Source organism: Pseudomonas sp. RIT623 (assembly GCF_004519305.1).
Classification (GTDB): Bacteria; Pseudomonadota; Gammaproteobacteria; order Pseudomonadales; family Pseudomonadaceae; genus Aquipseudomonas.
In genome coordinates this window covers 22,419-46,174 of record NZ_SOZA01000005.1, presented here as the reverse complement: position 1 = coordinate 46,174, position 23,756 = coordinate 22,419, and the positions used below count along the sequence as shown (strand labels likewise).

20 protein-coding genes are annotated in these 23,756 nt (G+C 63.5%); 6 read left to right on the top strand and 14 right to left on the bottom strand.

What is annotated here, in order from left to right; translation table 11 throughout:
• Window positions 1–6 precede the first annotated feature (6 nt).
• Window positions 7–2,244, bottom strand: coding sequence for a TonB-dependent siderophore receptor (locus E3U47_RS05395; RefSeq protein ID WP_134689974.1), 2,238 nt, complete (start codon window positions 2,242–2,244; stop codon window positions 7–9).
• A gap of 225 nt (window positions 2,245–2,469) precedes the next feature.
• On the opposite strand from E3U47_RS05395, the gene E3U47_RS05390 reads away from it, so the two are divergent.
• Together E3U47_RS05390 and E3U47_RS05385 are read left to right on the top strand one after the other, a co-directional pair.
• Window positions 2,470–3,150 carry a Fe2+-dependent dioxygenase gene (locus tag E3U47_RS05390; protein ID WP_134689973.1) on the top strand — a complete coding sequence of 227 codons (681 nt, stop codon included), beginning with the start codon at window positions 2,470–2,472 and terminating at the stop codon, window positions 3,148–3,150.
• Between the two features lie 3 nt (window positions 3,151–3,153).
• Window positions 3,154–3,912 (top strand): tetratricopeptide repeat protein, encoded by a 759-nt coding sequence (locus tag E3U47_RS05385; RefSeq protein ID WP_134689972.1) that lies wholly within the window; start codon window positions 3,154–3,156, stop codon window positions 3,910–3,912.
• Between the two features lie 171 nt (window positions 3,913–4,083).
• Here E3U47_RS05385 and E3U47_RS05380 read toward each other — a convergent pair whose 3' ends face one another.
• On the bottom strand, window positions 4,084–5,247 hold the full coding sequence (locus E3U47_RS05380; RefSeq protein ID WP_025337787.1) for a type III PLP-dependent enzyme: 1,164 nt from the start codon (window positions 5,245–5,247) through the stop codon (window positions 4,084–4,086).
• A gap of 640 nt (window positions 5,248–5,887) precedes the next feature.
• On the opposite strand from E3U47_RS05380, the gene E3U47_RS05375 reads away from it, so the two are divergent.
• The 3 genes from E3U47_RS05375 (at window position 5,888) to E3U47_RS05365 (ending at window position 9,882) form a co-directional block, all read left to right on the top strand.
• A complete protein-coding gene (locus E3U47_RS05375; RefSeq protein ID WP_134689971.1) occupies window positions 5,888–6,376 on the top strand; it encodes a sigma-70 family RNA polymerase sigma factor in 489 nt (162 codons plus the stop codon).
• Between the two features lie 17 nt (window positions 6,377–6,393).
• Complete coding sequence (locus E3U47_RS05370; RefSeq protein ID WP_134689970.1) at window positions 6,394–7,356, top strand: FecR family protein; 963 nt, start codon at window positions 6,394–6,396, stop codon at window positions 7,354–7,356.
• Window positions 7,357–7,464: 108 nt separating this feature from the next.
• Window positions 7,465–9,882, top strand: a complete 2,418-nt coding sequence (locus E3U47_RS05365; protein ID WP_134689969.1) for a TonB-dependent siderophore receptor — start codon at window positions 7,465–7,467, stop codon at window positions 9,880–9,882.
• A 114-nt stretch (window positions 9,883–9,996) separates the two neighbouring features.
• Here E3U47_RS05365 and E3U47_RS05360 read toward each other — a convergent pair whose 3' ends face one another.
• From E3U47_RS05360 to E3U47_RS05345, 4 genes are read right to left on the bottom strand one after another with little or no spacing between them, the layout of a single operon-like run.
• Entirely contained in the window at window positions 9,997–11,154 is a 1,158-nt protein-coding gene (locus tag E3U47_RS05360) for a betaine/proline/choline family ABC transporter ATP-binding protein (protein WP_134689968.1), read from the bottom strand.
• Window positions 11,151–11,804, bottom strand: coding sequence for an ABC transporter permease (locus E3U47_RS05355; RefSeq protein WP_134689967.1), 654 nt, complete (start codon window positions 11,802–11,804; stop codon window positions 11,151–11,153). Before E3U47_RS05355 ends, E3U47_RS05360 begins: the two co-directional genes overlap by 4 nt.
• A complete protein-coding gene (locus tag E3U47_RS05350; protein ID WP_134689966.1) occupies window positions 11,801–12,712 on the bottom strand; it encodes a glycine betaine ABC transporter substrate-binding protein in 912 nt (303 codons plus the stop codon). Before E3U47_RS05350 ends, E3U47_RS05355 begins: the two co-directional genes overlap by 4 nt.
• 13 nt (window positions 12,713–12,725) lie before the next feature.
• Window positions 12,726–13,439, bottom strand: coding sequence for an ABC transporter permease (locus E3U47_RS05345; RefSeq protein ID WP_134689965.1), 714 nt, complete (start codon window positions 13,437–13,439; stop codon window positions 12,726–12,728).
• 481 nt (window positions 13,440–13,920) lie between these two features.
• On the opposite strand from E3U47_RS05345, the gene E3U47_RS05340 reads away from it, so the two are divergent.
• Window positions 13,921–15,504, top strand: a complete 1,584-nt coding sequence (locus E3U47_RS05340) for a peptide chain release factor 3 (RefSeq protein ID WP_134689964.1) — start codon at window positions 13,921–13,923, stop codon at window positions 15,502–15,504.
• Between the two features lie 158 nt (window positions 15,505–15,662).
• Here E3U47_RS05340 and E3U47_RS05335 read toward each other — a convergent pair whose 3' ends face one another.
• The 8 genes from E3U47_RS05335 to E3U47_RS05300 all read right to left on the bottom strand — a co-directional run bounded on the left by E3U47_RS05335 (window position 15,663) and on the right by E3U47_RS05300 (window position 23,697).
• Window positions 15,663–16,742, bottom strand: coding sequence for a polyamine ABC transporter substrate-binding protein (locus tag E3U47_RS05335; protein ID WP_134689963.1), 1,080 nt, complete (start codon window positions 16,740–16,742; stop codon window positions 15,663–15,665).
• Between the two features lie 52 nt (window positions 16,743–16,794).
• Window positions 16,795–17,136 carry a cupin domain-containing protein gene (locus tag E3U47_RS05330; RefSeq protein ID WP_134689962.1) on the bottom strand — a complete coding sequence of 114 codons (342 nt, stop codon included), beginning with the start codon at window positions 17,134–17,136 and terminating at the stop codon, window positions 16,795–16,797.
• Window positions 17,137–17,169: 33 nt separating this feature from the next.
• Window positions 17,170–18,576: an FAD-binding oxidoreductase gene (locus E3U47_RS05325; RefSeq protein ID WP_134689961.1), complete on the bottom strand. Its 1,407-nt coding sequence runs from the start codon at window positions 18,574–18,576 to the stop codon at window positions 17,170–17,172.
• A gap of 64 nt (window positions 18,577–18,640) precedes the next feature.
• Complete coding sequence (locus tag E3U47_RS05320) at window positions 18,641–19,450, bottom strand: nuclear transport factor 2 family protein (RefSeq protein ID WP_134689960.1); 810 nt, start codon at window positions 19,448–19,450, stop codon at window positions 18,641–18,643.
• Between the two features lie 352 nt (window positions 19,451–19,802).
• The gene (locus E3U47_RS05315) at window positions 19,803–20,771 is read right to left on the bottom strand and encodes a peptide ABC transporter ATP-binding protein (RefSeq protein WP_134689959.1); all 969 of its coding nucleotides are present in this window, start codon (window positions 20,769–20,771) and stop codon (window positions 19,803–19,805) included.
• Window positions 20,771–21,739, bottom strand: a complete 969-nt coding sequence (locus E3U47_RS05310; RefSeq protein WP_134689958.1) for an ABC transporter ATP-binding protein — start codon at window positions 21,737–21,739, stop codon at window positions 20,771–20,773. The genes E3U47_RS05315 and E3U47_RS05310 overlap by 1 nt, the downstream gene beginning before the upstream one ends.
• A 10-nt stretch (window positions 21,740–21,749) precedes the next feature.
• Window positions 21,750–22,676: an ABC transporter permease subunit gene (locus tag E3U47_RS05305; protein ID WP_134689957.1), complete on the bottom strand. Its 927-nt coding sequence runs from the start codon at window positions 22,674–22,676 to the stop codon at window positions 21,750–21,752.
• Between the two features lie 10 nt (window positions 22,677–22,686).
• Window positions 22,687–23,697, bottom strand: a complete 1,011-nt coding sequence (locus tag E3U47_RS05300; RefSeq protein ID WP_134689956.1) for an ABC transporter permease subunit — start codon at window positions 23,695–23,697, stop codon at window positions 22,687–22,689.
• Window positions 23,698–23,756 lie beyond the last annotated feature (59 nt).

Below are 23,756 nucleotides of genomic sequence, written 5' to 3'. Positions count from 1 at the left end.
ACACCATCAGAAGTGGAAGTTGGCGCTCATGAGTGCTGTACGACCCGCTGCGACGTGTGCGTAGTGGGTGGAAAACACTTGGTCGAAGTAGCGTTTGTCCGTGAGGTTCTGCAGGTTCAATTGCAGATCGACGTTCTTGGTCAGGCGATAGGTCGCCATTGCGTCATAACGCCAGTAGGACGGTACTTCGACAGAGTTGGCCTCATCTCCGAAGCGTGAGTCGACGAAGGTGGCGCCGGCCCCGACTGTCAGTTGCGGAACGATGTCGTATGTCGACCAGAAGGTGAAGTTGTTCCGCGGCGTGCTCGGCATATGGTTGCCTTCGTTTGCCGCGGTGGTGGTCTTGACGATCTCGCTTTCCATGTAGGTGTAGCCACCATAGACCTTCCATTTGCTGGTCAGATTACCGGCATAGGTCAGTTCCAAGCCTTGGACGCGTTGTTCTCCGTCGAGTACCTGATAGGTGGCATTGTCTGGGTCGGTTACCCGAGCGTTGGTCTTGTCGGTACGGAACAGCGCTGCTGTCAGCGAGAGGTTCTCATCGAAGAAGTCCCACTTGGTGCCGATCTCATAGTTGCGGTTGCGTTCTGGATCGAGGTTGCTGTTGTTGGCCGCGAGCTCTAAGCCGCCATTGCCGCTGGTTTCACCCGATGGGTTGCTGGAAGTCGACCAGGCTGCGTAGATGCTGCCATTGGGCAGTGGTTTGTAGACCACGCCCAGTTGGTAGTTCCACAGGTGCGCATTGTTCTCGCGAGAAAAATCACCCGCCACCGACCCACGTCCACCAGTGCTGTAACCGCTGGATTTGGTCTGGTAATCGTCATAGCGCAGTCCAAGGTTCAGCGACCACTGCTCATTGAATGTCAGCGTATCGAACACGTAAGCGGCGCTAGTCTTGGTGTCGGTGTCCGTATAGGCCGGGCTGTCGGTGATGGTGCCAGACCAACCGTCCTTTGGAGACGGATCGTACAGGCTGGTGCAATCACCTGAACCGAGCAGGGCAGGGTTGCAGGTTGTGCCTGTACCGGCACTGGAGGTGATTACATAGCCACGGTTGTGTGTGTCGCTGTAGGTGAACTCCAGGCCTGTAACCAAGCTGTGTTCGATGAATCCGGTGTTGAACTTGGCACTGAGGTCGGTCTGGTTGACCCAGCCCTTGGAGGTGGAGTTACGGTTCTTGGTGGACCGATAGACGGTGCCATTGGCAACGTTGCCCTTGCTGTCATCAGGGTTGGTAACGATGTAGTCGAGTGTCGAGCGCGACATCCGGAAGCTATTGGACAACGTCAAGTTTTCGTTCAGATCGTGCTCGATCCGGATGGTCCCGCTGTCGTTGCTGGTCTTGCGGTAGTCGCGGCTGTTGAGCCCGTAGAAATTGTCACGGTCGACATGGGCGGGCTTGTCCACGTTGTATTTGCTGCGCGTGGCGCTGCGCGTCAGGGGGATACCGTAGTCCGGCATATCGTCGGTCTTGAGGTGGTAGTAGCCTACCGTCACGCGGGTATCGGTACCCAGGCCAAAGGCGAAAGACGGGGCAACACCCCAACGGCTTACATCGACGCCATCGCGACCCGCGACGTTGGCTTCGTGCTTCATCAGGTTCAAGCGAAATGCCGAACTGTCGGTCAGTTGCTTGTTCAGATCCAGCGTGGTGCGCTTGGTTTGATCGCTACCCCAGGTGAACCCACCGTTATAAGCATCACCCAGCTTTGCTGTTTTGGTGACCAGGTTCAGGCTACCACCTGTGGAGCCCGCGCCAGTGAAGGCCGAGCCAGGACCTTTACTGACCTCGACCGATTCCACGTTGAAGATTTCCCGGCTTTGCGAGGCCACGTCTCGCATGCCGTCGACGAAAACGTCGCTCTCGGCGTTGAAGCCACGGATGATCGGGCGGTCGCCGGCTGGGTTGCCGCCTTCGCCAGCGCCGAAGGTGATGCCTGGCGTCGTACGCAGCGCATCTACCAAGGTCGTTGCGCCGGTATCACGAATCACTTGTTGCGGAATGACGGTGACACTCTTTGGGGTTTCGCGCAGAGGTGCCGTGTACTTTTTCGAACTGGCGGTGTCGGCTTTGTAGCTGGTAGCGTCCTGCGTCGCGTTCACACTGGTCGCATCCAGCGAAATGACGGCATCTTTGGCTTGTTCGGCGACGGCGACCTGGGCCGCAGCAGCAGTGGTGATGGCGACGCCAATGGCGGAAACGAGCAGGCGTGGTGAACTCACAGCGGTTGGCACGTGACGCATGGTGATGGACCTTCCCCAAGGTATGAAGGCCGCGGATGATAATGTAAGCGAATGTAAGGAACAATTGAGAAGCGTTACCATTCGCTATAAATTTACATTCTTTACAATTTCACCTTACGGTTTTTACGGGGTCATACGTCGTGGATCAATGCCGGGGGCTTGTCCTGCGTAAAAGGTAATCAATATCATTGCGCCTTTACTCCTCGCCCATCAGGTGCCGTTGCCATGCTGCTTCATATTCCCGGGCTGTTCGATGCCGACGAAATCTTGCGTATCCGCCAGGCCCTGGAGCAGGCCGACTGGGCCGATGGCAAGGTCACCGCGGGCTATCAGTCGGCCAAGGCCAAGCACAACCTGCAACTGCCCGAGGGTCATGCACTGGCCAAGGAGATCGGTGGTGCGTTGATCGACCGCCTGTGGCGCAACCCGCTGTTCATGTCGGCGGCGCTGCCGCACAAGGTGTTCCCGCCGTTGATCAATTGCTACCGCGAGGGCGGCAGCTTCGATTTTCATATCGACAATGCCCTGCGCCAGCCCAAGGGCAGTGCCGAGCGGGTGCGCACCGACCTGTCCTCGACGCTGTTCCTGAGCGATCCGCACAGCTACGACGGCGGCGAACTGGTGATCCAGGACACCTATGGCGTGCGCGAGGTCAAGCTAGCCGCCGGCGACTTGGTGCTGTACCCCGGCACCAGCCTGCACAAGGTCAACCCGGTGACCCGGGGGGCGCGCTATGCCGCATTCTTCTGGACCCAGAGCCTGGTCCGCGAGGACAGCCAGCGCACCTTGCTGTTCGAGATGGACAATGCCATTCGCCAGCTCGGCGCCGATGTGCCCGAGCACCCCTCGCTGCTGCAACTGACCGGCACCTACCACAACCTGCTGCGCCGCTGGGCCGAGGTCTGAATCGTGTCTTATCAATTGCGCCGTGAAGAGGTGGTGGACGCGGCCGGGCTGCGGGCAATGCTCGAGCACAGCCCGGGCCAGGCGGCCCAGGCGATCCTCGCCGCTGCCGGGCAGGGGGTGCTCGAGGCCCAGTTGTTGCTCGGGCAGATCCTGCTGGATGGGCAAGGTATCGAAGCCGATGAAGTGGTCGCCCGGCGCTGGTTTGGCATCGCCGCCCAGGGTGGCAGCGCCATGGCCCACAACATGCTCGGGCGTTGCCTGGAGCACGGCTGGGGCGGCGAGGTGAACCTGGCGCAGGCGGCTATTCATTACGCCCACGCGGCGGATGCCGGGCTGGACTGGGGCATGTACAACCTGGGCAACCTGCTGGCCACCGGGCGTGGCGTGCCGGCCAACCAGGCCCAGGCGCTGGGGTGCTACGAACAGGCCGCCCAGTTGGGGCATGCCAAGTCGATGAACCTGTATGGGCGTTATCTGGAGCAGGGCATTGCCACCACCGCGAGCCCGGCGCGGGCGGTACGTTGGTATCGGCGTTCAGCCGAGGCGGGGGATTTTCGCGGGATGTTCAGCCTGGCGCTGGTGCTGGTCGAGCGCGGCGAGCTTGCTGAGGCCGGGCCGTGGCTGGAACGGGCGCGGGTCGAGGGTAACCTGAATTTCCTGCGCAGTGCGCTGGTGACGTTGCAGGGCGCGGGTCCGGTGTTGGAAGCCCATGCGGCGCGGTATGCCGAGGAGATCGAACTAAGGTCGGCGCCCCCCCTGTAGGAGCGGCCTTGTGCCGCGAAAGGGCCGCATCGCGGCCCCAGGTTTTCAGCATTGACGCATCAATCGCCGGGGCCGCTGCGCGGCCCTTTCGCGACACAAGGCCGCTCCTACAGGGGGCGAGGTAGTTTGAAACGGCAAAATGAAAACGGGGCCTCGCGGCCCCGTCTTGCATTACAGGTAGTAGGCCTTCAGCGGCGGGAAACCGTTGAACTCCACCGCGCTGTAGCTGGTGGTATAGGCACCGGTGGACAGCCAGTACAGGCGGTCGCCGATGGCCAGGTTCAGCGGCAGGCCATACTTGTAGTTCTCGTACATGATGTCGGCGCTGTCGCAGGTTGGGCCGGCGATCACCACTTCCTCGGCCTCGCCTTTCTTCTCGGTCCAGATCGGGAACTTGATCGCCTCGTCCATGGTTTCGATCAGGCCGGAGAACTTGCCCACGTCGGTGTAGATCCAGCGCTCGACGGCAGTGCGCGACTTGCGTGCCACCAGCACCACCTCACTGACCAGGATGCCGGCGTTGGCGATCAGCGAACGGCCAGGCTCGAGGATGATTTCCGGCAGGTCGTCGCCGAAGTCTTCCTTGAGGAAGCGGATGATCTCTTCGGCGTAGGTCTCTAGGCTGTTGGTGCGGGTGATGTAGTTGGCTGGGAAGCCGCCGCCCATGTTGATCAGCTTCAGCTCGATGCCGTCTTCTTCCTTCAGGCGCTCGAAGATCACCTTGACCTTGGCGATGGCCGCGTCCCACACGCTGATGTCGCGCTGCTGGGAGCCTACGTGGAAGGAGATGCCGTAGGGCACCAGGCCCAGGTCGCGGGCGAGGATCAGCAGGTCCATGGCCATGTCGGTCTGGCAGCCGAACTTGCGCGACAGTGGCCAGTCGGCAGTGGTGGAGCCTTCGGTGAGAATGCGCACATAGACTTTCGAGCCCGGCGCGGCCTTGGCGATGTTGCGCAGGTCGGCCTCGGAGTCGGTGGCGTACAGGCGCACGCCTTTCTCGTAGAAGTAGCGGATGTCCTTGGACTTCTTGATGGTGTTGCCGTAGCTGATCCGGTCGGCGCTGACGCCGCGGCCGAGCACCTTGTCCAGTTCATAGATCGAGGCGATGTCGAAGCTCGAGCCTTTTTCCTTCAGCAGGTCGATGATCTCGACCGCAGGGTTGGCCTTGACCGCGTAGTAGACCTTGGCGAACTCGAAACCGGCGCGCAGGTCGTCATAGGCCTGGCTGATCATCTGGGTATCGATGAGTACGAACGGGGTTTCCTGCTTGTCGGCGAACGCCTTCATTTTCTGGAAGGTGTCACGCGCAAAGTAGTCTTCGACCTGGATCGACATGCTCTGGGGCTCCATGGGCAAACTGAAAAGATAAGTGGCAGCAACTGAACGTCCTCCGTATCCCCACTTTGGTTCGCCTACTTCCCAAGGCATGTCGCCGAAAGCAAAAAGGTCAGCCGTGCCCGGAAAAGGTGGGTGACCTTGCTGTCTCGTCGTCAGTACTTGAGCCGGATGGATCGTTTCCAGCATGGACGTTCGGCGCGCACTTTAGGACGTGAAAACGGCAATATCAACAGGCAGGTCCGGGGTGTTCGTCCCCACCGCTGCAATAACCGACCGATGCGTCGAGTGGATGTTCCGGAAAAGGCCACAAGCGTTAAAAATTGTGGAATAGGTGGCGATCTGGTCGCGAACGGCTGATAGCTGGGTTCTTTGCATGTTGGCTGGCTTTCGCCGCGAAAGAGCCGAAGAATCGGCAGAAGACCGTTTGTCAGGTGTGTGTGCTGAACGGGAATTTTCTGCAGAGTGTTCATATTTATGGCCACGCCGCGACGCCTGTCTTTTTTTTCGAAATCGCCATAAATTTTTTGTTACCGACACCGGAAATCACTCTTGGTCGGCTCAGGACTGGGCCGATTGCCGTCATTGATGAGAAGAATTACTATTCGCGACCTCATCTGCCTCCCTGACGACCCCGAACGTGTCCGGACACAAAGGCTTCCTCGACCACTACCATGAGCTGATCGGCACCTGGACGCGCAAGTTGCGCAGTCGTCAGCAGGCCGAGGACCTCACTCACGACGCCTTTGTCCGGGTTCTGGAAAACCCGAACGAGCAGGTCGAGCAGCCGCGTGCCTACCTGCACCAGACTGCCCGCAACATCGCCGTCGATGGCTTTCGCCGCGAGGACCGTCGCCAGGCACTCGAACTGGAGGCGTTCGCCGACGGCGCGGCCAATGGCAGCGATCCGGAGGCGTACGTGCACGCCCTGGAACTGGCAGACAGCGTCGAGCGGGCGCTGGCCGAGCTGCCGCTCAATTGCCGCAGGGTGTTCATCTGGCAGAAGCTCGAAGGCCTGACCCAGGCCGAAATTGCCGAGCGCATGGGTTTGACCAAGAACATGGTCGAAAAGTATATGATCCGCACGCTCCGACATCTGCGTGAGCACCTGGATGTGTCGGCCAGATGAGTCAGGAGACCCCTTCGATGAAACAGCACGCGCCCGACTCCGTGGGCGAGCAGGCGGCCGCGTGGTTCGCCCGCACCCAGGACGCGCCGCGCGATGACGCCGCGCAGGCGGCATTGCAGGCGTGGCTGGCACAGCATCCCGCGCATCGGCAGGAGTACGAGCGCCTGGTACAGCTGTGGCGCGCCGCCGACTTCATCCCTCGGCAACGCCTCGAGGCGCTGTGCCAGCCCGAGCCGGTGCGCCAGCTTCCGCGCCGCCGCCTGCTGCGCCAGGCATTGGCGGCCGGCGTAGCGGTGGTCGCGCTGGGGCTGGGTTGGACAGGTTGGCAGTATCAGCAGCTCAACCATCAGGACAGGTTGAGCACGGCCCTGGGCGAGCGGCGTCAGGTCGAGTTGCCGGACGGCTCACGGTTGGAGCTCAACAGTGCCACACAGGTGCAGGTGATGTTCTCTTCGGGGCAACGTCATGTGCGCCTGGGCGCGGGCGAGGTGATGTTCATCGTCGCCCACGACAGTGGCCGGCCATTCGTGGTGAGCACCGCCCAAGGTGAAGTCACCGTCACCGGCACTCGCTTCGATGTACGCCAGGATCCGAACAGCACCCGCGTGGCGGTGGAGCAGGGTTCGGTCAAGGTGCAGGGCGCGGGCGAGTCGCTGGCGCTGCTCGGCGCCGGGCAGGGTTCGCATATCGACGCCCAGGGCAAGGTCGCCGCGCCCTATGCCATCGATGCCAACGCGGTGACCGCCTGGCGCCAGGGCAAGCTGGTATTCGACAACGCGCCACTGAGCGACGTCGTGGCGCAAGTCTCGCGCTACCGTGCCCGGCCACTGCATGTGGCGCCCGGCAAGGCCGCCGCGCTGCGCCTGTCGAGCACCTTCAGCACCGACGACCCAGACGCCTTGTTGCGGGCCTTGCCGAGCATCTTGCCGGTGCGGGTGAAGACCCTTGCAGATGGCTCCAGCGAAATTGTTCTGAAATAGATTCAGGTTTTTTCCCGTTCGTTCGTCTTCCCCGCCAGCTGCAACTGCCAAGCATTTCCATTTGCATGCGGTTGGCGTTTATACCGACTCTCAGGACCCATCGAAGACGTGAACAACAATAATCCCCTTCTCCAGCTGCGCCGCCTGGCGCTGGCCCTGGCGGTCAGCGCAGCCGCCGGCAACAGCTACGCCGACAGCATCCAGATCCAGGCCCAGCCATTGGCGGGCGCGCTCAAGCAATTGGGCCAGCAGACCAACCTGCAACTGTTCTTCAGCCCCGAGCTGGTGGACGGCAAGCAGGCTCCGGCGGTTTCCGGCAACCTGGCGCCGGAGCAGGCCCTGCAGCAACTGCTGCAAGGCAGCGGGCTGACCTTCGAGCAGTCCGCCGACACCGTGGTGGTCAAGCCGGCCCAGGCCGCCGGTACCCTGACCAGCGGCAGCCTGGAGCTGGCGCCCACCGATATCAAGGTGGTCGGAGACTGGCTGGGCAATGCCGATCAGAGCGTGGTGCAGAACCACCCAGGCGCGCGCACCGTGGTGCGCCGCGAAGCGATGGTGGAAAAGGGCACGATGAACGTACGTGACGCCCTGCGCGGTATCCCGGGCGTGCAGGTGCAGGATTCCAACGGCACCGGTGGCAGCGACCTGTCGCTGAACGTCGGCGTGCGTGGCCTGACGTCGCGCCTGTCGCCGCGTTCCACTGTGCTGATCGATGGCATTCCGGCGGCCTTCGCCCCCTACGGTCAGCCACAGCTGTCGATGGCGCCGATCTCCTCGGGCAACCTCGACAGCATCGACGTGGTCCGTGGTGCAGGCTCGGTGCGCTATGGCCCGCAGAACGTCGGTGGAGTGATCAACTTCGTCACTCGGGCGATTCCCGAGAAGGCCACCGGCGAGTTGTCGACCAGCGTGGAAACCTCGCGCCATGGTGGCTGGAAGCACACCGAGTCAGCCTTCGTCGGAGGCACCGCCGATAACGGCATGGGCGTGGCGTTGCTATACACCGGGGTCAACGGCAATGGCTATCGCGAGCGCAACAACGACAACGACATCGATGATGTGATGCTCAAGACCCACTGGGCACCGACCGATGTCGACGAGTTCTGGCTCAACTTCCACTACTACGATGGCCGCGCCGACATGCCTGGCGGCCTGACCCAGGCCCAGTACGACCACAACCCCTACCAGTCGCTGCGCGACTACGACTACTTCAGTGGCCGGCGCAAGGATGTGTCGTTCAAGTGGCTGCGGCAGATCGACGACGCCACCCAGTTCGAGGTGCTGACCTACTACACCGACAGCTTCCGCGGCAGCGCCATCGCCGCGCGCGACATGAAGACCCTGTCGGCGTATCCGCGCAACTACCACACCTTCGCCATCGAGCCGCGGTTGTCGCGGATCTTCTTCCTCGGCCCGACCACCCAGGAAGTCAGCGTCGGCTATCGCTACTTGAAGGAAGCGATGCGCGAGCAGTCCACCCGCCTGGCGCTGATCGACAATGTGCCGACCGCGACCCCGACCTCCGATGGCCATGTGTTCCAGGACCGCAGCGGCGGCACCGAGGCCAGCGCCTATTACATCGACGACAAGATCGACGTGGGCAACTGGACCATCACCCCGGGTATCCGCTTCGAGCACATCAACACCGATTGGCGCGATCGCCCGGTGCTGGACGCCAACCAGCGCCCGGTGCCGGAGAAGAACCGCAGCATCACCAGCAACGAGCCGCTGCCGGCCTTGAGCGTGATGTATCACTTGTCGGACGCCTGGAAGCTGTTCGCCAACTACGAGACTTCGTTCGGCAGCTTGCAGTATTTCCAGCTCGGCCAGGGCGGCAGCGGCGACAGCACCGCCAACGGCCTGGAGCCGGAGAAGGCCAAGACCTACGAGATCGGCACGCGCTATGACAACGGCCATTGGGCGGGTGAACTGACCGCGTTCTACATCGACTTCGACGATGAATTGCAGTACATCAGCAACGATGTCGGCTGGACCAACCTCGGCGCCACCAAGCACCAGGGCATCGAGGCCTCGGCGCGCTACGACCTGTCTGGCCTGGACCCGCGTCTGCAAGGGCTTTCGGTGAATGCCGGGTACACCTATACCCGTGCCACCTACGAAGGTGAAATCCCCGGGTTCAAGGGTCGTGACCTGCCGTTCTACTCGCGGCAGGTGGCCACCGCCGGGTTGCGCTACCAGGTCAACCGCTGGACCTGGAACCTGGATGCCTACGCCCAGTCGAAACAGCGCGCGCCGGGCACTGGGATGAACGCCAATGGCAGCTTCAACGGCAACTACATCACCGAGCCGAGCGCCGACGGGCAGTATGGCGATATTCCGGGGTACGTGATCTGGCATGCCCGTGGCGGGTATGACTTCGGTCCGCGGTTGTCGAACCTGAAGCTGGCGGCCGGGGTGAAGAACCTGTTCGACAAGCAGTACTTCACCCGTTCCAGCGACAACAATGCCGGCATTTATGTGGGTGAGCCGCGCACGTTCTATGTGCAGGCCAGTGTAGGGTTCTGAATGGGACCGCTTTGCGGTCCTTTCGCGGCACAAGGCCGCTCCTACAGGAGATCGCATTCCTCTGTAGGAGCGGCCTTGTGTCGCGATGGGCCGCACAGCGGCCCCGGCTTTCTATCAGGAGATCACTGCCTCGGCCGGCGACACAATACTGGTCTTGGCCCCCCGTGATCTGCCCGAACTCAGGTAAGCCGCAATCGACTCCTGCGTCACCTCGCCCAGGAACACCTGTTCGGCATCCAGCACCGGCAACCACGCCCGATTGAACTCGTACATGCGCGACAGCAGGATGCGCAGGTGCTCATCGTGCGCCGCCGTGGCATTGAACGATCGCAGGAAATCCCCGCACGTGCCCTGCTGGCGGTGCATGTCGCGCCGGCGCACATAGCCCAGCGCGCGATTCTGCGCATCGGTCACCACCACATAACGGCGGTCATGCTCGTCCAGCAGCTCCAGCGCGTCGCCCACCGGTGTTTCCGGGCTCAGCGACGGCGCGTTGTCCGCCGCATCCTCGGCGCGCACCAGCAGCAGGCGTTTCAGGGTGCTGTCCTGGCCGACGAAGTTGCTTACGAACTCGTCCACCGGGTGTGCCAGCAGGGTGTCCGGGTGATCCAGCTGCAACAGCTTGCCGGCGCGGAAGATGGCGATCTTGTCGCCCAGCTTGATGGCCTCGTCGATGTCATGGCTGACCATGATCACCGTCTTGTTCAGCGCCCGCTGCATCTCGAAGAACTCGTTCTGGATCATCTCGCGGTTGATCGGGTCGACCGCGCCGAACGGCTCGTCCATCAGCAGCACCGGGGCCTCGGCGGCCAGGGCGCGGATCACGCCGATGCGTTGCTGCTGGCCACCGGACAGTTCGCGCGGGTAGCGCTGCAGGTACTGCTTGGGCTCGAGCTTGATCATGTGCATCAGCTCGCGGGCACGCTCGTGGCATTTCTGCTTGTCCCAGCCGAGCAGGCGCGGCACCACGGTGATGTTCTCCTCGATGGTCATGTTGGGGAACAGGCCGATCTGCTGGATCACATAGCCGATGTGCCGGCGCAGGGTCACCTCGTCGAGGCCGGTGGTGTCCTCGCCATTGATGAACACTTGCCCTGAGGTCGGGGTGATCAGGCGGTTGATCATCTTCAGCGTGGTGCTCTTGCCGCAGCCGGAGGGGCCGAGGAACACGCAGATCTCACCTTCGTTGACGGTGAGGCTTACCGAGTCGACGGCTTTGACGTCCTTGCCGTTGACGTTGAAGGTCTTGCTGAGGTTCTTCAATTCGATCATGAGCGCAGTCCTTCCGGAGTCAGGGCACGTTGCAGGGTTTGCAGGAGCAGGTCGGCGATGATCGCCAGCAGGCTGACCAGCACCGCGCCGACCAGCAACATCGACATGTCGCTGCGGCTGATGGCGGTGAGGATGAGCACGCCCAGGCCACCGGCACCGATGGTGGCGGCGATGGTCATCACGCCGATGTTCATCACCACGGCGGTGCGCACCCCGGCGAGGATCACCGGCACCGCGATGGGCAGCTCGACCATGCGCAGGCGCTGGCCGAAGGTCATGCCGATGCCGCGGGCGGCTTCGCGGATACCGGGTTCGACGTTGGTCAGGGCCAGGTAGGTGTTGCGCAGGATCGGCAGCAGTGAGTAAAGGAACACCGCGGTGATCGCCGGTAGCGGGCCGAGGCCTTGGCCGAACTTGGAGTAGAACGGCAGCAGCAGGCCGAACAGGGCGATGGAGGGGATGGTCAGCAGCACCGTGGCGCTGGCCTGCAGCGGGCCGGCAAAGACTGGGAAGCGGGTCATCAGGATGCCCAGCGGCACGCCGACGACGATGGCCAGGCCCACGGCGATGCCGACCAGGGTGATGTGCTGGCCGGTCAATTGCAGGACCTGGACCCAGTCGAGGTGGGCGAAGGTATCGAGCAGGTTCATGGCTGCACCTCGCTGAGTGAGTGCTCGCGCAAGAAGGCGGCGGCTACACGGCTTGGGCTCTGGTGCTCGACATCGACCTTGGCGTTGAGCTGGCGCATGGTCTGGTCGTCCAGTCGCTCGGCCAACGGCTTGAGCAGCCCTGCCAGTTGCGGGTGGGCGTCGAGCACGGCTTTGCGCACGACCGGGGCGGCGGTGTAGTCGGGGAAGTAGTGCTTGTCGTCTTTCAGCAGCTTGAGGTCGAAGGCGTTCAGGCGGCCGTCGGTGGTGTACACCAGCCCGGCGAACACCTGGTTGTTGCGCATGGCGGTGTACACCAGGCCACCGTCCATCTGGCGGATGTTGCGCCGGTCCAGCGGCAGGCCGTACAGCTCGCGCAGGCCGACCAGGCCATCGGGGCGGTTGGCGAACTCGGTGTCCAGCGCGACCAGGTGGGTGCGCTGGCGTTCGTCACGCAGCACCTGGTTGAGGTCGCTGATCGAGTTGATCTGCGGGTAGGCGGCGGCGACCGCTTTCGGCAGGCCCAGGGCATAGGTGTTGCTGAAGCGCGACGGAGCCAGCCAGACGAGGCCCTTCTGCGCATCCAGGGCCTTGACCCTGGCATAGGTGGCTGCGGCGTCGGGCATGCGCTCGTCGATATGGTTGTACGACACCAGCGAGACGCCGGTGTATTCCCACATCAGGTCGAGCTGGCCGGTTTCCTGGGCCTGGCGCGCGATGTTGCTACCAAGGCCGCTGGTCACGCGCACGTCGAAGCCGTTGGCGCGCAGGTACTGGGCGGTGATTTCGGCGAGCACGGTCTGTTCGGTGAACACCCGCGCGCCGATGCGCACCAGCGGTTTTTCCGCTGCCTGGGCAAATCCTGCGTATAGCAGGGCCGCGCCCAGCAGCAAGGCGATGATTCTTTTCATGGGTTCCCTCTTGTTATCCGGCCAGGCCGCGTTCCAGCCAGCGTTTGCTGGAGAAACTCACCAGGGCATCCAGCACCAGGGCAAGCAGCGCTGTACACGCGGCGCCGAGCAGCAGTTGCGGCTGGTTGTTCAGGGCGATGCCGGGGAAGATCAGGCTGCCCAGGCTGTTGGCGCCGATCAGGAACGCCAGGGGCGCGGTGCCGACGTTCAGCGCCAGGGCCACGCGCACGCCGCCGACGATGATCGGCACGGCATTGGGCAGTTCCACTTGCCACAGCTGCTGGCGCGGGGTCATGCCGATACCGGTGGCTGCTTCCTTGAGCGAGGCGGGGACGTTCTTCAGGCCTTCGTAGGTGTTGCGCACGATGGGCAGCAGGGAGGCGAGGAACAGCGCGAAGATCGCAGGACCTGCGCCGATGCCCAGGATACTCAGGGCGATGGCCAGGACGGCCAGGGGAGGGATGGTGTTGCCTACGTTGAAAAACTGCATGAAGCGTTCGGCTTTGTCGACCCGGTGCGGTCGACTCAAGGCAATGCCGGCGGGGATGCCCACGGCCAGCGCCGCCGCCATCGAAGCCAGCACCAGGACCAGGTGCGCTTGCAGGTAGAACCCAAGATCGTCGCGGTAGCGGGCGATCGTGTCGATGCCGATCCAGTGGACCAGCAGGGCCAGGATGACGAGCACGGCGGCCCATCCCAACAGCCCTTTTCCGTAGCGTGCAGCCACAGGCGGACTCCTTTTTTTATAGTCGGCGATCACACCCCCGTGCGGCCGGCCATTCCTGGCGGCGGGTGGTGTGCTCGCGAGTAGCAGCCGATGCGTGGCATCAGGCCATGAGCCGAACCCCGTCGGGCTCGTGAAGCAGGTGAAACCAGCCCTGAAGCGAAGCGGCTTGCAGGGGAGTGGACGTCTCCGTGGGCGTAAAGGTTCCCATCTGGGGCGGCATTTGGCCAGTGTTAATCACTGGGTTCTAGGAATTTTCACGCGAAAAAAAAGCGCGGATATTACGTGGAGGCGTTGAAGTACCTGCTATCGAGGCGTTTGCCGACGCGACGTTGGATGGCCCTGGGCTAGGCGATGTATGCGTGGCTGTCGTGATTCCTCGAATGCCATGTTCGGGCCGCCTTTCGTATCTTCGGTTTTGGCCCGCGCCCCGACTTCAGGTATGATATCGCCCCTTTTTGAATCCCCAGTCAGGCGATTTCCCATGACCAACCAGGCCGCCGAAGTCGCGAAGCGCCGCACTTTCGCCATCATTTCCCACCCCGACGCCGGTAAGACCACCATCACCGAGAAGCTCCTGCTGATGGGCAAGGCCATTGCCGTCGCCGGTACCGTGAAGTCGCGCAAGTCCGACCGCCACGCCACCTCCGACTGGATGGAAATGGAGAAACAGCGCGGCATCTCCATCACCACCTCGGTGATGCAGTTCCCCTACCGCGAGCACATGATCAACCTGCTCGACACCCCCGGCCACGAGGACTTCTCGGAAGACACCTACCGCACCCTGACCGCGGTGGACTCGGCGCTGATGGTGCTCGACGGCGGTAAGGGCGTAGAGCCGCGGACCATCGCCCTGATGGACGTGTGCCGCCTGCGCGACACACCTATCGTCAGCTTCATCAACAAACTCGACCGTGACATCCGCGACCCGATCGAACTGCTCGACGAAATCGAGGCGGTGTTGAAGATCAAGGCCGCGCCGATCACCTGGCCGATCGGCTGCTACCGCGACTTCAAGGGCGTGTACCACCTCACTGGCGACTACATCATCGTCTACACCCCGGGCCACGGCCACGAGCGTACCGAAGCCAAGATCATCCAGAAGCTGGATTCCGACGAGGCCCGCGCGCATCTGGGCGACCAGTACGACAGCTTCGTCGAGCAGCTGGAACTGGTACAGGGCGCCTGCCATGAGTTCAACCAGGACGAGTTCATCAACGGCCAGCTGACCCCGGTGTTCTTCGGTACCGCGCTGGGCAACTTCGGTGTCGACCATGTGCTCGACGCGGTCGTCGACTGGGCACCGCGCCCGCTGGGCCGGGTCGCCCACGAGCGCACCGTGGAACCGGTGGAAGAGAAATTCACCGGCTTCGTGTTCAAGATCCAGGCGAACATGGACCCGAAACACCGCGACCGCATCGCCTTCATGCGTATCTGCTCGGGCAAGTACGAGAAGGGCATGAAGATGCGCCATGTGCGCCTGAACAAGGACCTGCGCATCGGTGATGCGCTGACGTTCTTCTCCTCCGAGCGTGAGCAACTGGAAGAGGCCTTTGCCGGTGACATCATCGGCTTGCACAACCACGGCACCATCCAGATTGGCGACACCTTCACCGAAGGCGAGGCGCTGGGCTTCACCGGTATCCCGCACTTCGCCCCGGAGCTGTTCCGCCGCGTGCGCCTGAAGGACCCGCTGAAATCCAAGCAGCTGCGCCAGGGCCTGCAGCAGCTGGCCGAAGAGGGCGCCACCCAGGTGTTCTTCCCCGAGCGCAGCAACGACATCATCCTCGGCGCGGTCGGCGTGCTGCAGTTCGATGTGGTCGCCAGCCGCCTGAAGGAAGAGTACAAGGTCGAGTGCGCCTATGAGCCGATCACCGTCTGGTCGGCGCGCTGGATCGCCTGCGACGACAAGAAGAAGCTCGAGGAATTCCAGAACAAGGCCATGGAGAACCTGGCCATCGACGGTGGCGGTCACCTGACCTACCTGGCCCCGACCCGGGTCAACCTGTCGCTGATGGAAGAGCGCTGGCCGGACATCAAGTTCCGCGCGACCCGCGAGCATCACTGATCCAGCAGGCCTGCACTCGACCCTGTCGGAGCGGCCTCGTGTCGCGAAAGGGCCGCAAAGCGGCCCCAGAATCTTTCTCTAACACTGAACCCTGGGGCCGCTACGCGGCCCTTTCGCGGCACAAGGCCGCTCCTACAGGGGCCGCGTAATGCCTGCAATCAATTCCCGGCCTTGATACTGGTCCAGATGCGTGTGCGAATGCGGTCGATCTTCGCCGGCATCGCCTCCAGCGCATATAGCTTGTCCATCACATCCGCGCTCGGATAGATCATCGTGTTGCCCTTCAGCGCCGGGTCCACCAGCGCATCGGCCTGCTGGTTGCCGTTGGCGTACTGCACGAAGTTGCTGATCTGCGCCATCACCTCGGGCTGCAGCAGATAGTTCATGTAGGCATAGCCGGCCTTCTCGTTGGGCGCATCGGCTGGCATGGCGACCATGTCGAACCACATCGGCGCGCCTTCCCTGGGGATCGAATAACCCACCTTCACGCCATTGTTCGCCTCTTCGGCACGGTTCTTCGCCTGCAGCACATCGCCCGAGAAGCCCACCACCAGGCACACATCGCCATTGGCCAGGTCGCCGGTGTACTTCGAGGAGTGGAAGTAGCTGATGTACGGGCGCACCTTCATCAGCAACTCTTTGGCCTTGTCGTAGTCCGCCGGGGCCTGGCTGTGGTGCGGCAGGCCCAGGTAGTGCAGGGCGATCGGTAGCAGTTCGGGGCCATTGTCGAGCACCGCCACGCCACAGCCCTTGAGCTTGGACAGGTACTCGGGCTTGAAGAACAGGTCCCATGAGTCGATGGGCGCATGGTCGCCGAGCACCGCCTTGACCTTGTCGATGTTGTAGCCAATGCCGGTGCTGCCCCACAGGTAGGGGAAACCATACTGGTTGCCCGGGTCGTTGACCTCCAGCGCCTTGAGCAGCACCGGGTTGAGGTGCTTCCAGTTCGGCAACTGCGACTTGTCGAGTTTCTTCAGGGCCTTGCCCTGGATCTGCCGGGCCATGAAGTGGTTGGACGGAAACACCACGTCATAGCCAGAGTTGCCAGTCATCAGCTTGCCGTCGAGGGTTTCGTTGCTGTCGAACACATCGTAGGTGGGCACGATGCCCGTGGCTTGCTGGAACTGTTTGAGGGTGTTGGGGGCGATATAGCTCGACCAGTTGTAGATCTTCACCGAGTCGGCGGCGCTGGCAACGCTTGCGGCCAGCATCAAGGGGGCGAGAAGGTAGGTGCGCATGTCGGGGTTACCTTGCTTTGTCTGTTGTTATCGAAGGCAGGCGATCAGCGGATCAGAAAATCAGGACGTAGGTCTTGCGCACCGTCTCCTGGATGTCCCAGGTGCCGAGGCTGTTGGCCGGTAGCATCAGGGCATCTCCGGCTTCTATGGTCAGCGGCTCGCCGCCATCGGGGGTGAAAGTGCAGCGGCCCTTGATGAAATGGCAGAATTCCTGTTGCACGATCTGTCGCCGCCAGCGCCCGGGGGTGCACTCCCAGATGCCGGTTTCGACGCCGTCACCGCGTTCGACGCAGGTGACCGAGGTGACCGCGACCGGTGCGCCGAGCGGCACGGCGACCGGGGTGGAACTGTCCAGGATGGCGCTGTCGGTGCGCTTGAACTGGGTGATGCTCATGGCCGGTGGATCCTGTGTGGTGATGAAGGGAAGTCAGTGCATGAAGCTTTCCATGAAATCGGCCAAGCCGCTGGCCAGGCGCCGCCGCCAGCGGGCGCTGGCCGGGTTGGCGAGGGTCCGGTCCTCGTGGACGAAACTCTGGATGATCGCGTTGTAACCCACCCAGCGGCAGGGTTCGGGCGGCCAGCTGGCCAGGCTCGACAGCGGGCGGTTGTCGTGTACCCAGGGCTGGGCGGTCAGGACGTTGTGCTGGTCGAGAATCAACGCCGCCAAGGTGCGTCCCCCCAGGTTGCTGGCGCCGACACCTTCCCCGCCGTAGCCGCCGGACAGGGCGATGCCGCGCTGGCGATCGCACAGCATGTGCGGGCGAAAGCGCCGGGCCATGCCCAGGTTGCCACCCCACGAGTGGGTGATGCGCACGTGCTTGAGCTGCGGGAACAGCTCGCCGAACAGGTAGCGGCGCAGTTCGACTTCGTTGCCGGTGAGGGTGAAGTCCTCGCGCAAGCGACCGCCAAAGCGATAGCCACCGCGTGCGCCGAACACCAGGCGATTGTCGGCGCTGCGCTGGCCGTAGGTGACCTGGCGGCTGCTTTCGCTGAAGGCCTGGCCCTGGCTCAGGCCGATCTGTTCCCAGGTCGATTCCGGCAGGGGTTCGGTGGCCACCAGCAGGCTCTGCACCGGTAACTGGTGCCGCCCAAGTGGCGGCAGGCTGGCGGCATAGCCTTCGACGGCGGGCACCACCCAGTGGCTGCGGATGCGTGCCAGTGGGGTGCGCACTTCGCCGGCCTGCCAGTCGATGGCCGGGGTGTTTTCGTAGATCGGCACGCCCATGGCCTCGACCGTTCGCGCCAGGCCGCGTACCAGTTTGGCCGGCTGGACCGTGGCGACATGCGGATTGAAGATGGCGCCATAGGGCGTGCTGATCTTCAGCTGGGTCTCTAGCTGTTCGGGACGCAGCCAGCGATAGTCGTCCTCGGTCATGCCCAGTCGATAGAGGTCATCGAGCCAGGCGCGTAGGCTGCGCTCCTGTTCCGGGTAGCGCGCGGCGCAATACAGCACGCCGCCCTTGCGGTAATCGCAGGCGATGCCTTCACGCAGCAGCACCTCATGGACTTCGTCGGGGATGGCGTGCAGCAGGTCGATGCTTTCACGCCGTTGCTGTGGCGAGAGGGTGGCGAGCAGGCGGTCCTCGCCGAGCAGGTTGCCCATCAGCCAGCCGCCGTTGCGCCCGGAGGCGCCGAAACCGGCAATGTTGGCCTCGATCACCGCGATGTTCAGCTGGGGCGCCTGGCGCTTGAGGTAATAGGCGGTCCACAGGCCGGTGTAGCCGGCGCCGATGATGCACACATCGGCGTCCAGGTCCTGGCGCAGGGACGGGCGCGCGCACAGCGGCTCGTTGAGCTGGTCCATCCACAGGCTGATCGTGCGCGGGGGTTGCATTGGGTTTTGCTCCACATCCGTCTAGGTCTGTGGGCGATGCTAGTGGTGTCGGTCCGCGCCTGTCTTACGTGCGTGCACGCAGGGAAATTTGTTTGAGATAGGCCTTGGGGGTAAGGCCGGTGTGCTCGCGGAAGCACTTGTAGAACGCCGAGAGCGAGTTGAAGCCGGCGTTGAACGCCAGGTCGTCGATCGGCGTCTCGACGCTGACGTCGTCGAGGCTCGCCATCAGGTGTTGCAGGCGCGCCTGGTTGACATAGCGGTAGAAGCTTTGCCCGAGCACCTGGTTGAGCAGGTAGGAAATCTGGTTGCGGCTGTAGCCGCTGGCGTTGGCCACCTGCTGCAGGTCCAGTTCCGGGTCGAGGTAGGGACGCTGGCGCTGGAAGTAATGCTCCAGGTCCTGGGCCATGCTCGACAACTGCCGTGGTGACAAGCCGAGGCGGCTGGTGGCCGGGCGTGGGCCGTCGCTGATCCGGCCGATGTCGTTCTGGCGAACCAGGGTGGCGTATTCGTTGACCCGCCAGATCAGGTTGTCCCTGACCGTGATCGCTTCGCTGGACTGGAACGCCACCAGCCCGTCGCCGCCCTGCACCGTGACCTGGTACTGGATGAACGCGGTACAGCCATCGATGCGGATACGATCGCTGTGGACGATGTCCTCGCCGGCCTCATGGGGCAGGCAGGCGCGCACGTAGTCGCGCAGCTCGTCGAAGCCGAGCACGCGGTTCTGGAAGAAGTCGTGGTACTGGATGTGCGGGTGGTACAGCGCCATGACCCCGTCGAGGTCGCGATGCTTCCAGCACAGGTGGTAGCGCATGACCGTGGCGGCGGTGAGCGGGGTTTGCTCAGGGCTGTCGGGGAGGGTGGTGGAGGTCATGGGGGCGATAGTGCCTTGGCGTGGTTCAGGGTGACAAGACCAGGCATTGCAGAACGCCTCGGGGGTGGGCGGTGATCCTGCATTTTGCACGGTGGATCAACGTGGCTTAATGGCTAAGGCCTTGTTTCATATGGATGTCATTTTTTGACACAACTGGCATGGGCGCTGCACGGACTTTGGTAGACCACGAACGAGGAGAAGCATCATGCGCTCGATACTGCTGTGGATGATTGGGGTGCCGATTCCGGTGATCATCCTGATCTGGTTCTTCATGCACTGAGATCCCCGGGGCCGATTTGCGGCCCTTTCCGGCCGGACCGGCCGGAAAGGGGCGCAAAGCGCCCCCAACGATCTACAGGAACTGCTCGGCGTAATGGCAGGCCACCTGCCGTGTACTGACCTGCCTCAGCGCCGGCACTTCCTTGGCGCAGCGCTCGGTGGCATACGGGCAGCGCTTGTGGAACGCGCAACCATCCGGCGGATTCAGCGGGTTGGGCAGCTCACCGGCAATGCGGATCTTCGGCTTGAGTGGGTCCGGGTGGATCGCCGGGGTCGCCGAGAGCAATGCTTGCGTATACGGATGCAGCGGCTTCTCGTAGATATCCTCCTTCGGCCCCATCTCCGCCGGCCGGCCCAGGTACATCACCAGCACCTGGTCCGCCACATGGCGCACCACCGCCAGGTTGTGCGAGATGAACACGTAGGCGGTGTTGAATTCCTTCTGCAGGTCCATGAACAGGTTCAGCACCTGGGCCTGGATCGACACGTCCAGCGCCGAGGTCGGTTCGTCCGCCACCAGCACCTTGGGTTGCAGCATCATCGCCCGGGCCAGGGCGATCCGCTGGCGCTGCCCGCCAGAGAACATGTGCGGATAGCGCTGGTAGTGCTCGGGGCGCAGGCCCACCTGCTCCATCATCTTCTGCACTTTTTCGCGGCGCTCGGCCTTGCTCAGCGAGGTGTTGATCAGCAGCGGCTCGGCCAGTTGGTCGCCGATCTTCTGCCGTGGATTGAGCGAGGCATAGGGGCTCTGGAACACCATCTGCACGTCGCGACGCAATTGCTTGCGCTGCTCCTTGCTGGCGCCTTTGACCTCATGGCCAGCGATCTGCAGCGAACCGGAGGAGGGGTCTTCGATCAGGGTCAGGGCGCGGGCCAGGGTGGACTTGCCACAACCGGACTCGCCAACCACGGCCAGGGTCTTGCCGGCCTCCAGCTCGAACGACACGCCATTGAGCGCGCGCACCAGCGCGTGGCCCTTGAACAGGCCGCGGGAGACTTCGTAGTGGCGGGTCAATTCGCGGGCGGACAGTACGACGGCCATCACGCCACCTCCTGGTTAAGCGGATAGAAGCAACGCACCAGGCTATGGGCCTGGGGATCGAGGGCCGGGCGCTGCCGGCGGCAGTTTTCCTGCACGTAGGGGCAGCGCGGCGACAGCAGGCAACCTTGCGGCCGGTCATAGCGGCCGGGGACGATGCCGGGCAGGGTGGCCAGGCGCTCGGCGCCGATACTGTGCTCGGGGATCGCCGCCAGCAGCGCTTCGCTGTAGGGGTGGGCGGGGATGTCGAACAGCTCCGGCACCTGGCCGACCTCGACCGCTTGGCCCGCGTACATCACGCACACGCGCTTGGCGGTTTCGGCGACCACGGCCAGGTCGTGGGTGATCAGGATGAGCGCCATGTTGCGCTCCTTCTGCAGGTTGACCAGCAGTTCCATGATCTGCGCCTGGATGGTCACGTCCAGCGCGGTGGTCGGTTCGTCGGCGATCAGCAGCTTCGGCTCGCCGGCGATGGCCATGGCGATGGCCACGCGCTGGCTCATGCCGCCGGACAGCTGGTGCGGGTAGGCATCCAGGCGGCTTTCGGCGGCGGGGATCTCGACCTTCTTCAGCAGCTCCAGGGCGCGTTGGCGCGCCGCTTTACCTTTGAGGCCCAGGTGCTGGCGCAGCACTTCCTCGATCTGGTAGCCGACGGTATAGCTGGGGTTGAGCGCGGTCATCGGGTCCTGGAAGACCATGGCGATGTCCTTGCCCACCACCTTGCGCCGTTGCCGGCTGCTGAGCTTGAGCATGTCGATGCCGTCGAAGTTGAGCACGTCGGCGGTGATGCGCCCGGGGGCGTCGATCAGGCCCATCAGGGCCATCATGGTGACCGACTTGCCGGAGCCGGATTCGCCGACGATGGCGAGGATCTCGCCGGCGTCCACCGCAAGCTCCAGGCCGTCGACCACGGGCACGGCGTTGGCGTCGCCGAAGCGCACGTTCAGGTTGTTGATCTGCAACAGTGACATGGCGGTCTCCTCAGGCGGCATTCTTGAGTTTCGGGTCCAGCGCGTCGCGCAGCCCGTCGCCCATCAGGTTGATTGCCAGCACACTGAGCAAAATGGTCAGGCCTGGCAGGCTCACTACCCACCAGGCGCGTTCGATGTAGTCGCGGGCCGAGGCCAGCATGGTGCCCCACTCGGGGGTTGGCGGCTGCACGCCGAGGCCGAGGAAGCCCAGGGCGGCGGCGTCGAGGATGGCCGAGGAGAAGCTCAAGGTGGCCTGGACGATCAGCGGCGCCATGCAGTTGGGCAGCACGGTGACGAACATCAGCCGCGGCAGGCCGGCGCCGGCCAGGCGCGCGGCGGTGACGTAGTCGCGGTTCAGCTCGCCCATCACCGCGGCGCGGGTCAGGCGCACGTAGGAGGGCAGCGAGACGATGGCGATGGCGATCACGGTGTTGATCAGGCCTGGGCCGAGGATGGCGACGATGGCCACGGCCAGCAGCAGCGAGGGCAGGGCCAGCATCACGTCCATCAGGCGCATGATCGACGGGCCGAGAATCTGCGGGAAGAAACCGGCCAGCAGGCCGAGCAAGATGCCTGGAATCAGCGACATCACCACCGACGACAGGCCGATCAGCAGCGACAGGCGCGAGCCCTGGATCAGGCGTGACAGCAGGTCGCGGCCCAGCTCGTCGGTGCCGAGGATGAATTGCCAGGTGCCGCCTTCGAGCCACACCGGCGGGGTCAGCAGGAAGTCGCGGTACTGCTCGCTGGGGTTGTGCGGTGCCACCCAGGGGGCGAACAGCGCGCAGAACACGATCAGGCACATGAAGGCCAGGCCGGCCACCGCGCCTTTGTTGCGCGAGAAGGCCTGCCAGAACTCTTTGTACGGCGAGGGGTAGAGCAAGCTTTGGTCAACCGCGCTGGTCGGTGTGACGGATTTCGGAATGGGGCTGGTCATGATGGAATCCTCAGCGCTGGTGACGGATGCGTGGGTTGGCCAGGCCGTAGAGAATGTCCACGACGAAGTTGACCAGGATCACCAGGCAGGCGATCAACAGGATGCCGTTTTGCACCACGGGGTAGTCACGGGCGCCGATGGCTTCGATGAGCCATTTGCCGATGCCCGGCCAGGAGAAGATGGTCTCGGTGAGCACGGCGCCAGCCAGCAGCGTGCCGACCTGCAGGCCGAACACGGTGAGCACCGGGATCAGCGCGTTGCGCAGGCCATGGATGAATACCACGCGCGACGGCGACAGGCCTTTGGCGCGAGCGGTGCGGATGTAGTCCTCGCGCAGCACCTCGAGCATCGACGAGCGGGTCATGCGGGCGATCACCGCCAGCGGGATGGTGCCCAGCACGATGGCCGGCAGGATCAAGTGCATGACCGCGTCCTTGAAGGCGCCTTCCTCGTCGCTGAGCAGGGTGTCGATGAGCATGAAGCCGGTCTTCGGCTCGATGTCGTAGAGCAGGTCGATACGCCCGGAAACCGGGGTCCAGCCCAGGCTCACGGAGAAGAACATGATCAGGATCAGGCCCCACCAGAAAATCGGCATCGAGTAGCCCGCCAGGGAGATACCCATCACCCCGTGGTCGAACAGCGAACCGCGCTTGAGCGCGGCGATCACCCCGGCCAGCAGGCCGATCACCCCGGCGAACAGCAGGGCGGCCATGGCCAGCTCCAGCGTGGCGGGGAACAGGGTGAGGAATTCGTTCCAGACGCTTTCGCGGGTGCGCAGGGACTCGCCGAGGTCACCCTGGGCAAGCTTGCCGACGTAGTCCAGGTACTGGACCGGCAGGGGCTTGTTCAGGCCCAGGCGCTCCATGGCCTGGGCGTGCATCTCGGGGTCGACCCTGCGCTCGCCCATCATCACTTCCACCGGGTCGCCGGGGATCAGGCGTATGAGCGCGAAGGTCAGCAGGGTGATACCGAAGAAGGTCGGGATCAGCAGGCCCAGGCGCCGGGCAATAAAACTCAACATGTTCGTGGGTACCTCATCCAGCCGGTAAAGGCAGTGCCGCCGGCTCCCGTACAGGCTGC

Excerpts from the sequence above, each read along its gene's own strand:
- E3U47_RS05395 (WP_134689974.1), bottom strand. The coding sequence starts at position 2,244 with ATGCGTCACGTGCCAACCGCTGTGAGTTCACCACGCCTGCTCGTTTCC.
- E3U47_RS05390 (WP_134689973.1), top strand. The coding sequence starts at position 2,470 with ATGCTGCTTCATATTCCCGGGCTGTTCGATGCCGACGAAATCTTGCGT.
- E3U47_RS05380 (WP_025337787.1), bottom strand. The coding sequence starts at position 5,247 with ATGTCGATCCAGGTCGAAGACTACTTTGCGCGTGACACCTTCCAGAAA.
- E3U47_RS05370 (WP_134689970.1), top strand. The coding sequence starts at position 6,394 with ATGAAACAGCACGCGCCCGACTCCGTGGGCGAGCAGGCGGCCGCGTGG.
- E3U47_RS05360 (WP_134689968.1), bottom strand. The coding sequence starts at position 11,154 with ATGATCGAATTGAAGAACCTCAGCAAGACCTTCAACGTCAACGGCAAG.
- E3U47_RS05355 (WP_134689967.1), bottom strand. The coding sequence starts at position 11,804 with ATGAACCTGCTCGATACCTTCGCCCACCTCGACTGGGTCCAGGTCCTG.
- E3U47_RS05350 (WP_134689966.1), bottom strand. The coding sequence starts at position 12,712 with ATGAAAAGAATCATCGCCTTGCTGCTGGGCGCGGCCCTGCTATACGCA.
- E3U47_RS05340 (WP_134689964.1), top strand. The coding sequence starts at position 13,921 with ATGACCAACCAGGCCGCCGAAGTCGCGAAGCGCCGCACTTTCGCCATC.
- E3U47_RS05335 (WP_134689963.1), bottom strand. The coding sequence starts at position 16,742 with ATGCGCACCTACCTTCTCGCCCCCTTGATGCTGGCCGCAAGCGTTGCC.
- E3U47_RS05330 (WP_134689962.1), bottom strand. The coding sequence starts at position 17,136 with ATGAGCATCACCCAGTTCAAGCGCACCGACAGCGCCATCCTGGACAGT.
- E3U47_RS05325 (WP_134689961.1), bottom strand. The coding sequence starts at position 18,576 with ATGCAACCCCCGCGCACGATCAGCCTGTGGATGGACCAGCTCAACGAG.
- E3U47_RS05320 (WP_134689960.1), bottom strand. The coding sequence starts at position 19,450 with ATGACCTCCACCACCCTCCCCGACAGCCCTGAGCAAACCCCGCTCACC.
- E3U47_RS05315 (WP_134689959.1), bottom strand. The coding sequence starts at position 20,771 with ATGGCCGTCGTACTGTCCGCCCGCGAATTGACCCGCCACTACGAAGTC.
- E3U47_RS05310 (WP_134689958.1), bottom strand. The coding sequence starts at position 21,739 with ATGTCACTGTTGCAGATCAACAACCTGAACGTGCGCTTCGGCGACGCC.
- E3U47_RS05305 (WP_134689957.1), bottom strand. The coding sequence starts at position 22,676 with ATGACCAGCCCCATTCCGAAATCCGTCACACCGACCAGCGCGGTTGAC.
- E3U47_RS05300 (WP_134689956.1), bottom strand. The coding sequence starts at position 23,697 with ATGTTGAGTTTTATTGCCCGGCGCCTGGGCCTGCTGATCCCGACCTTC.